Raw genomic sequence first — 12315 nt, forward strand, 5'->3', positions numbered from 1 at the left:
AACTACAACTGGCGCAAAAAGCGTAGATCATTGCCGGAGAAGAGACGTATCTCTCCGATGCCATACTTCAACATAGCGATGCGTTCCACACCCATACCGAAAGCGAAGCCGCGATACTTCTCGGGATCATAGCCCACGTTACGCAATACCTGTGGATGCACCATACCAGATCCCAGCACCTCAAGCCAGCCGCTATATTTACAAGCACGGCACCCTTTACCATCGCACAGGCCACAGCTAATATCGACCTCAGCGCTCGGCTCCGTGAACGGAAAGTAGCTCCCACGGAAACGCAGGCGACGCTCTGGACCGAACATTTCATGCGCGAAGCGTTCCAGGCAGCCCTTAAGATCAGCCATCGTGCAGACCTCATCGATCAAGAGTCCCTCAATCTGATGGAACATCGCCTCGTGAGTCGCATCGACAGCCTCATTGCGATAGACCTTACCCGGCACAACGACACGCACGGGAGGCTGTTGCTGCTCCATCGTGCGGATCTGCATCGGAGACGTTTGTGTGCGCAACAAAATCTCTCCAGGAGCGATCCAGAAAGTATCCTGCATATCGCGTGCCGGATGATCGGATGGGATATTTAACGCCTGAAAATTATGATAATCGGTTTCAACTTCCAATCCCTGAAGCACGCTGAAACCCATCTTGACGAAGATCTGAGTCACCTCTTGAATCGTCCGCGAAATTGGATGCATCTTCCCAATAGGCAAAGCACGCCCCGGCAAAGTCACATCGATACTCTCATTCTCAAGAGTCAGCAACAACTCTCGCTGCTGCAACTCCTCGCGCTTCTCACGCAAGAGACGCTCAAGCTCAGTCTTGACCGCATTTATTTTCTGCCCCACAACGGGACGCTCTTCTTTAGACAATTTCGGCATCACGGAAGAGAGGCTCTTCAACTCGCCACGATTACGTCCCAGATAGCGCGTATCCCATTCATCCAAGTCAGCAGACGTATTGATCGGCTCTAGCTCCTCAATTGCCCGCAAACGCAAAGCATCGAGTTGTCCAATCAACTGCTCGAGTTGTCCAATCATAACAACCTCCAAAAAATCAAAAAACCGACATTCGTCAACAGGGACGAAGTTGTCGGTATAGCAAGCTCCGTGGTACCACCCGTATTGAACACCGCTCCAAAGACTCAACAGAAAAAGCACAGAGTCAGCATTCCACTCGGTTTGTCCGATAACGGAGACGATCCGGGGCCATCTACTTAAAAAGAGTTCAACAGCCAGCTCTAGGGTGAACTTCAACGTATATCAACGTAAAAGGGCTTTCAGTCGGCGACCCTTTCTCCCTGGACGTTCGTAAACGCCTACTCTCCCTATCATCGCTTCTCACTGCATAGTGCAGCATAAGTTTTTACTATCACATAGCTTATCAGATCACAACGCAAAAGTCTAGCTATCCACCAGACCAAAAATAAAAGCCTTTTATGAGATCTAAAAATCTTCAATCCCCAAAAGATCGTCAGGCCGATTCCCAAAATTTTTTGCCAAAATTGCTTGACTTGGCTATCCCTTTCTGCTATACTTGTGCATGTTCGACAAAAATGACAACGGGGTGTAGCGCAGCCCGGTAGCGCACTACAATGGGGTTGTAGTGGTCGGAGGTTCAAATCCTCTCACCCCGACCAATCTAAAAGGCTAGAAGTCTCTCATAAAGATGCTTCTAGCCTTGTTTTATTCATACTAACATACTCTATTTTATTGTCTCGTCATTCCTAAAATGTAGCAACTATGTAGCAACGAAGAAGTTAGAGCTTCTCAGAAGGGTTAGTAAACAACATAGTATTCATCAAATCTTCTGCTTGACCCAATTGGACTTTCTTAAAATCAGTATTATGGCGATTAGCTCCACCCAAATTAGCTCTTTTCAATTCCGCTCTGTTCAACTCTGCTCCACTTAGGTTGGCTCCATCCAAATTAGCTCTGCTTAGATCAGCTCCATCCAAATTAGCTCTGCTCAGGTTAGCCCCACTCAAATCGGCAAAGTTCAGTTTGGCAAAACTCAGGTCGGCTCCACTCAGATTAGCTCCACTCAGGTCGGCTCCACTCAGATTGGCTCCACTCAGATCAGCAAAATTCAGGTCGGCTCTGCTCAGATCAGCTTTACCAAAGTTGGCTCTATTCAAGTCGGCTCTATTCAGATCGGCTCTATTCAGATCGGCTCTATTCAGATCAGCGCCGCTCAAGCAAGCTTCACTCAGATTAGCTCTACGCAGTGAGACAAAAACTAGGTTGGTTCTGGTCAGATTGGCTCCACTCAGATTAGCTCCACTCAAATCAGCTTTGCTCAGATTAGCTCCACTCAAATCAGCTTTGCTCAAATCAGATCCCTCTAAAAGGACAATTGGATTATCTTTACTGATTAAACCAGACTCATATAAAAATTGAATAAGGCTTTTTTTGCGCGATCGATCTAATCGAGATAAAACAGTTAACGTTCTCACACGGGCTATCTTCTGTTTTTCATCTTCTCGTTCTGATTTCCGCAAATCTTGTTCGAGAAGAAGTTCTGACATCTTATCTAGATACAGTTGTAACGTGGCTTCCATTTGATTATCCGCTGCAATTTCTCTCTCAGTTATATCACGTTGTTTTGCCGCTTCGCGTTCACCTCTGTTTGTCGCAATAGTAATAATAAAGCCACCCGCTGCAAGCACAATAGGTATAAAGAGCAGTTGTAACCAATCCCATAAAGTTTTACCTTGTTGATATACATCTGTTTGAGTAATTGTGCCCTTAGATGGTCCACTGATAACGTGAGAGATTGTCACCTGATCGCCACTACTAAAACCTGTCCCATCAAAGTTATATCCTACAAAAATCAAGATAGTTAGTATGATAATTATAATTATAAAAGTAATTATTGGATGCTGCTTACACTGTTTCAGCCTCTGAAAAATTATCTTTTTTACCCTTTTCATAAAAAACACCTCTCTCAAACACATGCAATGTTATCTATATCTGTAAACGCATAGCAACATATAGAATCAAGTAGACTGATCCCTAAAATTAAAAGGATCAGTCTACTTGACAAGCTATTTTTTACCTTTCTTTTTACCCTTCTTTCCAAATTTATCATCCCACTGTTCGGTAGCGTCATCTTGTAACGATGGCATGGCATGAGAGTAGATATCCATAGTTGTTGTGATTTGACTATGGCCTAGTATCTCTTGAACAATCTTCGGATGAACTTTCATAGCTAGAAGAATGGTAGCTGCACTATGCCTCAAGTCATGAAAGCGCATGTGAGGCATATCAATACTCACAAGAAAACGCCTAAACACTTTCAGCATAGTACTTGGGCTATAATAATCCCCCCAATCATTAGTAAAAACTAAACCTTTATTAACCCAGACATCACCAACTTTATTCTGTACTTCTTGTTGCTGCTCTCTATGATGAATCAAGATAGCTATCACAAAGTCAGGAAGCATAATTGTTCTTCGACTCCTGGATGTCTTTGGCTCAGACTCAACATAGCCATATCCTTTGTGATAACTTACAGCACGCCTTACTTGCAGGCTACCATCTTTAAAGTTGATATCTAGCCAGCGCAATGCTAATAATTCGCCACGTCTCATACCTGTTGTGATTGCCAGGGTTAACAAGGCTTCTAGTTTATGCTCCCTGACTTCCCTTAACAAAGTATGTGCCTGGTCAGAATTTAAATAGTTTAACTCTTTACGTGGGATACGAGGAGGGGTAACAGCATCGCATATGTTACGTGGAACAATATTCCATTTTACTGCATTGTCTAGTGCCTTATGCAAAACCCCATGGACATTGTTTACCGTTTTAGGAGATAAGCCTTCATTAATCTTCTTTGAATAAAATGCTTGCACCTGTTGAGGAGTTAGTTTTTGTAGCTTAACTTTTCCTAGCCCTGGTATCAGATAGTTATTCAACAACTTGCGATAATTCAGGTAGGTACTCAACCGTATAGTAGGTTTATGAATGTCCTCAAGCCAGTTTTCTAAGTAATCTTGCAAGAGAACATTAGGCCCTGTAGCTAGCAATCCTCTTTGCTGCTCATATATAACCTCATTAAGTTTCGCCTTTACCTCGGTTTTATTTTTGCCATAAAACACTTTTCGGCTGCCATCATTTAACGAAACACTGCCGACCCACTTACCATCAGACTTACGTTGATAGATAGAACCTTCTCCGTTGGCACGTTTAGCCATAACACAATTCTCCTTTATAGCATAAAGCCGCTCACCAGTAGGTAAGCGGCATGATTAATCTGCACTTCTGTTATTTGCCCTGCTGTCTACGCAGTAAAAGCCAGGGCCGCAGCTCTTGAGGATCAATAAGAGTCCGACGACCAAATTTATGTATTGGTAAGCCTTCCTTTTTGATCAAGCTATACAGCTTTGATCGTCCAATTCTTAACTGCTGCATAGCCTCTTCTACAGTAATGAGCAGCGGTGGCAAAGCATTAGCATTCATTTACACGTTACTCCTTTATCAAGACAGATGATCATCAGATTATGGATCGACAAAAAACGCACTCGACGCCCCCAGTTGAATTAAAACCTGCTAACATGCAGCCCGCTCTACAGGCGGTTCTACGTTGCAGGTTTCGTTTTTGAAGAAATGGCTCCTAACCTGCAAAGTCTTCTTCCTGAATCCGTCGCCAGAGTTCTCCAGGATCGAGATTGTAGTAGTACTTGAGAAAGTCAAAGAGCGAGCCGCCCCGGTTCCACGTATAGCAGAACCAACAATAGCCGCCAGGAACGCCAGGCTCATAGACCTTGAAGGATGCTTCACGATCTTCACCTCCCGTATGATGATCGCCAAAAGGACATTTTCCGGTTCCTGTGCGAGCAGAGAGATCCACATACCGCCCAATCATCTGTACAGGGTCCTGGCTGGCGTTCCATTGCCGGATGGTGGTGATATCTCCCGTTGTGCGTTGCCCTAGTGGAGGGGAAGAAGAAAACGATGTGGGTGTGGGTGTGCTGGCCCGTGGTGCTGGAGCCTTCTTCACCTGTGGCACATCCATACGCTGGATGGAGGCAAACCAGGTGAGACGTTGCTCATCGGTGAGGGTCAAGGGGACCAGGTCCCCAGCTGCTCGCCGTTCTACAAATGGGTAGCGCTGGCCACTCTTACGATGGACACCCAGAGGTAACCGGATGAGCGAGCCATACCCTTGGCCCTCATCTTGTTTCGGGTAGAACTCCATATCCGATGGGCAAAAGGGAAGGAGCCAAGCCCGAACCTGGGATGCTGGAGCCGGTGCCGTGAAGAAGACCCAGAGGTGACCGCCACGCCTGGAGCGTTCCACGTAGGAGACAATCCCCTGTGTCGCCAGCTGCTCTTGAATCTGCCAGAGTCGATCGAGTCCATCGTCGGTATCCGCATCAATCACGGCAAAGCGACACCGTCCGGCCGGGTCCATGATATAGGTGCCATAGGTATGAGTTCCAAGGAGATGAGCAAACACGGCTCTCTCTGTCAGTGGCTCTTTCGCCCGACGATAGCGGCCGCTTTGGGTCTGGATCGCGTAGTCATCACGACGGCCGACAAACAGACTTATATAGGTCTTTACATAGGTGGTGATGGCCATAGAGGTCCTTTCTCCATTTCGTAACAGATTGTTACGAATTTCGTTACATGGTCACAATGAATTTCGTTACATGGTCGCTAAAGATATCTTGCAGGTATACATCTACGCAGGTTCTCTAAAGGTCGAAGCCAGGCGCGTATTTTTCTTCAAAATACCCTCTCATCTCGCTTGTAGAGAGCGATGAGAAGGACTCTCTTCTGACTTTTTACTTCTTTTAGGGAAAAGGAGCCTGCAATAGCTGGATACCTTTCTCTTTCTCTTTGGTTGGGGAGTGAAGAGAGCGCCGGAGGTGGATACCACACACACTCGTTTTCTCTTCAAAAACCCACGCGATAGCGTGCGCCTTCTTACGTACCTAATCCCCCGATGATGGCCCCGCCGTCTCAAGGCGTTCAGGCAACGCAACGGACCAGTAGATCGCCCCGCTTCGTTTATCTGGCTTGCCTTTGACGAGATGGAGGCCCGTTTCATCAAAGTGAGTACCAACCCGATAAGCCAGCGCTTTTCCCAATCGCCGCTTGAAGTCACCGCGCTTGATGTCAGCAAGATCATCGGGTAAAGCGTTATAAAGGTTGAGCCGTGTATCGTCCGTCGCGTCCTCGTGAAGCGCACCGGCGGCGATGATATCACGGGCCACAAGTGAGGAAAGAACCCCATTGGCTTGATAATGTGCCTGCCAGGCATGTAAAAAGGCCGCCCACTGGAGCGCATCGTCATCTTGCTGAAGCGCCTGGGTATTGCTCAGAAAGCCCTCGACGAAGGCACGTTCAAGAATGCCACCGATCATATTGACCCAGGCTTGAAAGCTTCCCATGAGGATAGGTGTCTGCATCGGTGGCTGCCCTGCATCGTACCAGGCACGCACGAGCGTTAACAGGGCGGCGATCAGTTCCCCACGGTGAGCAGGGACCCACGACTCCAGGTTGTGCTTAAACCCGCCACGTGTCCAGGGTGTGGCGGTTCTGGCATCCATACGTATCCAGTAGCAGCGACGGGGAAGATCGCCACCAACCTGGATGTTATTTCCCGTGGCCATCCAGGTTGCACGCTGTGCATAGGTCCCGTTGCGACTTTCCCCAAGAATACGCTCCTTGACGGTGTGAGACGTGAGCGCAGAGTCCAAACTTGCTGCCTGGAGCCGTGCCTTGATGTTATCAATGGTGATGATTGTGGCCCCTTCCGCCAGCGTCGATGCAATCCGCTTACGCCACTCATTATCATCATGGGGAGCCGTCATCATGGCCGCTTTGCGGCCCGTTGCAACGAGGGCGACGGTTTCCGCTAAGAGGCTTTTCCCGGTGCCTGGCCGGGTCGCATCGATGAGAGCAAGCGGAACATGTCCATCAATGGCTTGCCGTATCAGTGGCGTCAGCATCAGCGCAAGCGTGTTGGCATAACTGGCGTCATTCTCATAGGGAAACTGGCCAATCACCTCATCGAGCACAGCTCGTGCATTCATCACGTCGTCGTCGGTGGGATGTTCGGGAATGGATGGGACCTGGAGCGAGGACGTTGGTGCATAATAGAGCCGTGTCATCGCATCATAGCCAGGTGTGGTGATAATCGATCCATCCGGCCGGATCACCGGGAACTCAATGATACTATCCAGGGGTTGGAATGGCCAATCGCCAATCGTGAGAATATCCGTGACCATGGCATCCGGTGGGGGACAATGGACCGGCCCTTTGACATTGATCTTGACAAAGTTCATGGCACGTGCCAAGATGCCTTTGAGGGTCTTTTCCGTAAGGGTATCAATGCACGGGGTTTGATTCTCAGCCCGTTGAATGCGGACCAGCTGACCGTATCGTACGTAGATGGGCGTCTTTGTACGCGTCAGGTGAGCGATCGCTTCTTCAGATAATTCACGCCAGGGGCGGTTTGCAACGAGCACCCCTGGCAAATTGTCGGCTTGTAACATCTTCGTATAGATTCCTATCATGTCTTCGTTCAAAGGTGTACGCTCCTACAATGGTGCCAGTACGAAATCCTACGCTTCATTCACAGATCCTCTCTTGTACTCATCCTCGCCTATTCGTGTCGATCCATTTTGCTGTCTGTGCCAGTGGAGCGCTCTTCTCTCATCAGGCTCCTTCCGTCTGCCATCTGGCCGTTGCTTCTCTTTAGGTATAACATTTCGATGACTAGAACCACCGGAACATAACCAGAACATAACCAGAACGCGACCAGAACGCGACCAGAACGCGACCAGGAAGGTTTCCAGAACATGATGAGAACAGCGTCTGTGTCCGTGTCGAGATGAGGATGAGAGTAAGAAAAGGCATGCGCAATAATAGACAGAGGAAAATGAATGCACGGGCTTGAGAAGCTTGCTCAACACACATGCGTATTGTTGGCACTCACCAGAATAAATCACTGCAACAGACACGTGCTACTCGTCCGCGCTACCAAAGTGTTATTTGCTGTCCTGGTTGAGCCCAGAACTTTGCTGGTGTTTTCCAGTCATACGCAGTCCCGTCAATCTGCACTTGAAATGTTCCTTGTCCAAATCGCCACGAGGTTACTGAGAAGATTTTCTCGCCCTGGCCAGTGATAGTACAGAAGAAGATATAGCCCTCTTTTTTTAGCTTTGCAGCCTGGCCAGGCGAGGTGACGTGTCGAATATCAGTGCTCATGTTGTTTCCAGAGTTCCAGGCTTTCTTTGTCCTGAAACTGGCGTGCTAGTCTCAACAGATCCAGAGATGGCACAAGTGGGTCCATCTCGATACGAACCGTTTCACCACGATCCAGCGCGGCTTGTGCATCCTCAAAAGTCTTGTACATCGGAACGTCTTGACGCTTAAATGTGCGTAGGACATTGTGGATACCGTCGGCGTCTGCGACGCTAGCCATGACTGCTTTCGTTGCCTCTGGATGGTCTGTGAGCAGCTCCTGTGCAATCTTCTTATTCTCTGGACTCTGTGGGTCTTTATTGGCCGCATCGCAGGACTCACCACAGACATCGTCTTCTGTAGCGGCATACAGAAAGTAGTCCACGTACGGACCGACAGAGTCATAGTGTGCTAACTCAATCTGCGCCATGATGTGGGACTGGTTACTTCGCAAGCGCTTTTTGATCTCTCGTAGCCCACAGTTCCACTTGTCCTCGAATATGTTTGCGACCTTCTCTAGAAAGCTCTGTGCTTCCTCAGGTGTCTCTACCTGGTAGGGCAAAGCATAGCCAGACCTGATATGCATCAGATTGTACGTGTCCGGCATGATGGTATTATCCAGGTTTCGTGTTTGGACATAGGCAATTCCAGTCCCCTCACCAGTCCAGGCCGTAACCTGGCACTTCTTTGTGTAAATGTCCTTCACTGTGAGCGTCTGCTCTATAAAGTTCATAATGGTTCCTTTCACTCAATTCTGCCAACTCACTCGAATTGGCATAACTGAAGGAAAGAGCAGCCCTCATAGCCGTGCTACGAGGGCTTCTTTTCTTATTGGCAATAGGCGACGGCGATCAATCGTTGATGCTTCATCTTTTCAATCATCCAGCTTCGATAACCAATGTGAGATGATGGTTGCGCTCGACGACCTCCATTCATTGAAAGATGCCCACATTCCCAGTGTCGATCTAGCCCAGCAACCACTTTATGTATTTCCATAAAGATATATAATTACTATATGATGAATAAAATACAAATTCGGTATATTGATAAAAGGACAAACTAAAGGGGATAAATCGTGCTTATCGTGCTTCGTTTTGTTTTTGCATGCGTTATAGTAATCGTCGTGGGATGCACGAACGTGCATGCTGCATATGTAATGCCTCTACAGAGAGATGCACAACATACAGGGTATATGGTGCCACCTCCTTCTCATGTAGAAAAAACTATTATCATTTCTATCTCAGCGAGCACAAATGCTTGTGGATCAATTTTAGTTGTGAGCTCGACAGGGGATATCGTACTTTTCAATTGCCGTAACTTTGGTCAACGACATATTCTTCCAGGGCTCTCAAAGATCTTTTTTCATGATGTGAATATGCTACAATCGCTCAATAATTTGCCTGTAAATCATGGTTGTTTAAAAGGTGCCAGTTTTGCAACCACAACTGTCATTAGTTTTGAGTTACAAACAAGCCCCGATATTTCATGCTCACTTGATGAACGTGGCAAAAAACTTTTTCACGATGTACTGGCTATCCAAATAGTTGTGGGGCAGCAATCCGTGTTTCCATCTTTGTAGGTGTAAATCCGACAATTATCCTAGTGAAAAAGTGTGTATTTGGAGACTTACCCACCAGAATAATTGTCGTAAAAGGACCAGCTTAATACAAGAATTTACACTGTGAGATATCCTCCTCTTGCTTTTTGCTCAGGTGGATCTTTTTTGAATGGAACACTCAGATTACCACCTTTCCAGCACGCCAGGCGTTGATCGCGTAGATGAGCGCATTGATATAGGCGTGTTCGTCGTTGTGATCAGCGGTAGGCGCATAGACAGGAATGATGCTCTGGACGGTGGTGAGACCAGCCCCCTTGTAGATGGGACCTGTCAGGAGATCAAACCAGTGCTGATACCCATCTTCCCAACTGGTGAATTGAGCGTAGCCTCCTCGTGACTGATCAATGCACGGGCGATCGTTAATGCATCGCTCATTTCCAAGAGCGAGGGTGACCGTTGCTTCGCCCTGCCTTCCGAAACTCGATTCGTGTAGAAAGAAAGCCAGCGGCGCCACTGGATCAATCCCATAATTGACAGCCGACTGATAAAGGTAGCTGCCGGTCCCAGCTGCTGGCGAGTGATATGCCTCCAGAATAGTATCAATCTGCTGTGTTGAGATGGTGGGTGGTCCGTAGATGGACATCCCTGATGTCGCATGATTGGGCGTTCCAGTCGTATGCGTGATTGATTGGGATGGTGGTGCAGCGTCACTCTTGTGAGGATGCTGGAGCGTACTGGCGGCACAGATAATAATCACACCAATCACCAGACAACTCACCACGGTTTTGAGGCTCTTCATGGTACTCCTTTCACAGGAGACCAGGCGGCGTGTCTATGGTATACTAGAGGAGCTACGCCTGGTACTCCTATCACGTGTAGTGATGCTGGCGGTGGGGTCGTCGAAAACAGCACCGTCAGCTCAACATGCTAGGCAGAAAGCTCGTAGGCAGCGTCATCACTCCCAATAGGATGTGACACATCTTTCAAGCGTCGCTCTTTTAACCAGGAACACACAATCTTCAATGAGACATGTGCTTCCTGTGAGAGAAGACGCGCCGTGATTTTCTCCCCGGCGGCTTGTCGGCGTGTATAGGCACGTTTAAGTCGTTCCTCTGGGAGATCACGCCGTATCTCCATGTACGTGCTAACTATTTGAACAGGGACATGCGCCCGTGTTGCCAGATCGTCAAGAGTGAACGGACATCCACGCGCTTCCAACTCGTTACAGACCTGCTCTACACGTTGCTCATCAACAGAGAGCCAACAGATCGTTCTTCCATTCCGAACAGGCCGTAACCCGTCTTTCAAGCGTCGTTCTTTTAACCAGGAACAGATGGTCTCATTGACGACATGTGCTTCTTGTGCGAGAAGAGGCACGGTGATTTTCTCCCCGGCAGCTTGTCGGCGTGTATAGGCGCGTTCAAGTCGCTCCTCATCCGTCAGTTGCGGACCGCGTCGCATCTCCATATACCCACTGGCTGTTGGAAACGGGACCTTTGCCCGTGTTGCCAGGTCCTGAATGATGAAGTGCTGTCCACTCATTTCCAACTCGTTATAGGCTCGCTCTAAGCGTTGTTCAGTGGTCTCGTGTAGATGCCGTTGGTGCCAATACTTTACGGCAATATGTGTTCCAATATGTGCCTCCATCTTGAGGCGATCTTGCGTCACGTTCTCTCCACGCTTCTCAATGGCAGCGTACGCCTGGTCTAAGCGGAAGAGTTGATCAGGAGTTAATTCCCTCTGCGTGAGTTCGGCCTGTTTGATCTGGCGTGGGCGCACTCCTGTCGAACAAAATTGTGGATAGGCATGCGCCAGGAGATGGTGCAGTCGGTCGAGTGCCCTCGATTGTTCTGCCCGTGCCCCTGTTCGCTTTAAAATACGTTCATCAATTTCTTGTGGGCTTTTAGATTCAGTCTCGAAGAGGCCATAGCTGTGGACGATCACGGCGTGTTGGACGGAACCAAGCGCATCAAGAGCTTCGTAGAGCGGTGTATAGTCGATGGTTGGACCTATAGCCTCCTCATCATCGGTGCTGTCTTCTAATTCGTCTGCGAGAAGATCATAAAGGGTTCTGTCCTCATCATCGCTGTGGAGTGGAGCGTCGAGACTTGCAACGATGCGGGGAAGGATATAGGGGGTTGATGGTGTGGTGATGAGACTTTCATAACGGTGAAAGTACAGCCGAATCGCGGTATAGGCTCGAATAGTTAGATAGGCATACGGATTAGGGCGAGACCGCAAGGCATGATCGATATGCTCTAGGATCGAGAGGTTCCCAGCTTGGACGAGGTCGAGATAGTCCAGGTGAGGAGCTACCCATGCGTACGTTGCATAATACCGCCTGGCATAGAAATCAACCCGACGTAAAAGATGGGCAATCATGATCTCCCTGGCATCCGGATCACCCGCACGTGCCTGTGCGACATAATAATCCGCTTCTTCCTCGCTCAACTCTTTTTTATCAGGCAGAGAGGCCAGCTCTTGGTGGTAAAGCTGCTCACTGTGCATTGCTTCTTGAGGGCTATAAGGGCGTAGTGTCATAGCTTCATGCTC

Annotated in this window: 13 protein-coding genes and 1 tRNA gene; 3 read left to right on the plus strand and 11 right to left on the minus strand. The window is 48.3% G+C overall.

Going from position 1 to position 12315, the window contains the following annotated elements:
- Positions 1-2: 2 nt before the first annotated feature.
- Positions 3-1049: a phenylalanine--tRNA ligase subunit alpha gene (gene pheS, locus AC27N8_RS19565; protein WP_487069085.1), complete on the minus strand. Its 1047-nt coding sequence runs from the start codon at positions 1047-1049 to the stop codon at positions 3-5.
- Positions 1050-1571: 522 nt separating this feature from the next.
- Here pheS and AC27N8_RS19570 point away from each other — a divergent pair.
- A tRNA-Pro gene (locus tag AC27N8_RS19570) sits at positions 1572-1648 on the plus strand.
- Between the two features lie 120 nt (positions 1649-1768).
- On the opposite strand, the gene AC27N8_RS19575 is transcribed toward AC27N8_RS19570, so the two are convergent.
- The 5 genes from AC27N8_RS19575 to AC27N8_RS19595 form a co-directional block, all read right to left on the minus strand.
- Positions 1769-2941: a pentapeptide repeat-containing protein gene (locus AC27N8_RS19575; protein WP_487069086.1), complete on the minus strand. Its 1173-nt coding sequence runs from the start codon at positions 2939-2941 to the stop codon at positions 1769-1771.
- A gap of 114 nt (positions 2942-3055) precedes the next feature.
- Entirely contained in the window at positions 3056-4204 is a 1149-nt protein-coding gene (locus tag AC27N8_RS19580; RefSeq protein WP_487069087.1) for a tyrosine-type recombinase/integrase, read from the minus strand.
- Positions 4205-4274: 70 nt separating this feature from the next.
- Complete coding sequence (locus AC27N8_RS19585) at positions 4275-4469, minus strand: helix-turn-helix domain-containing protein (protein WP_487069088.1); 195 nt, start codon at positions 4467-4469, stop codon at positions 4275-4277.
- Between the two features lie 154 nt (positions 4470-4623).
- The gene (locus tag AC27N8_RS19590) at positions 4624-5592 is read right to left on the minus strand and encodes a TOTE conflict system archaeo-eukaryotic primase domain-containing protein (RefSeq protein WP_487069089.1); all 969 of its coding nucleotides are present in this window, start codon (positions 5590-5592) and stop codon (positions 4624-4626) included.
- Between the two features lie 355 nt (positions 5593-5947).
- Complete coding sequence (locus AC27N8_RS19595; RefSeq protein ID WP_487069090.1) at positions 5948-7546, minus strand: hypothetical protein; 1599 nt, start codon at positions 7544-7546, stop codon at positions 5948-5950.
- 17 nt (positions 7547-7563) lie between these two features.
- Here AC27N8_RS19595 and AC27N8_RS19600 point away from each other — a divergent pair, with 17 nt between their 5' ends.
- Entirely contained in the window at positions 7564-7719 is a 156-nt protein-coding gene (locus AC27N8_RS19600; RefSeq protein WP_487069091.1) for a hypothetical protein, read from the plus strand.
- Positions 7720-7997: 278 nt separating this feature from the next.
- Here AC27N8_RS19600 and AC27N8_RS19605 read toward each other — a convergent pair whose 3' ends face one another.
- The 3 genes from AC27N8_RS19605 to AC27N8_RS19615 form a co-directional block, all read right to left on the minus strand.
- Positions 7998-8228, minus strand: a complete 231-nt coding sequence (locus tag AC27N8_RS19605; protein WP_487069092.1) for a hypothetical protein — start codon at positions 8226-8228, stop codon at positions 7998-8000.
- Positions 8218-8937 (minus strand): hypothetical protein, encoded by a 720-nt coding sequence (locus AC27N8_RS19610; RefSeq protein ID WP_487069093.1) that lies wholly within the window; start codon positions 8935-8937, stop codon positions 8218-8220. The genes AC27N8_RS19605 and AC27N8_RS19610 overlap by 11 nt, the downstream gene beginning before the upstream one ends.
- A 95-nt stretch (positions 8938-9032) precedes the next feature.
- Complete coding sequence (locus tag AC27N8_RS19615) at positions 9033-9185, minus strand: hypothetical protein (protein ID WP_487069094.1); 153 nt, start codon at positions 9183-9185, stop codon at positions 9033-9035.
- A gap of 94 nt (positions 9186-9279) precedes the next feature.
- Between AC27N8_RS19615 and AC27N8_RS19620 the strand changes: the two genes are divergently transcribed.
- A complete protein-coding gene (locus tag AC27N8_RS19620; protein ID WP_487069095.1) occupies positions 9280-9783 on the plus strand; it encodes a hypothetical protein in 504 nt (167 codons plus the stop codon).
- A 157-nt stretch (positions 9784-9940) separates the two neighbouring features.
- On the opposite strand, the gene AC27N8_RS19625 is transcribed toward AC27N8_RS19620, so the two are convergent.
- Both AC27N8_RS19625 and AC27N8_RS19630 read right to left on the minus strand, forming a co-directional pair.
- On the minus strand, positions 9941-10561 hold the full coding sequence (locus AC27N8_RS19625) for a hypothetical protein (protein WP_487069096.1): 621 nt from the start codon (positions 10559-10561) through the stop codon (positions 9941-9943).
- Between the two features lie 128 nt (positions 10562-10689).
- Positions 10690-12303, minus strand: coding sequence for a hypothetical protein (locus AC27N8_RS19630; protein ID WP_487069097.1), 1614 nt, complete (start codon positions 12301-12303; stop codon positions 10690-10692).
- Positions 12304-12315: the final 12 nt, after the last annotated feature.

The organism is Dictyobacter sp. Z7_2 (genome assembly GCF_057551105.1).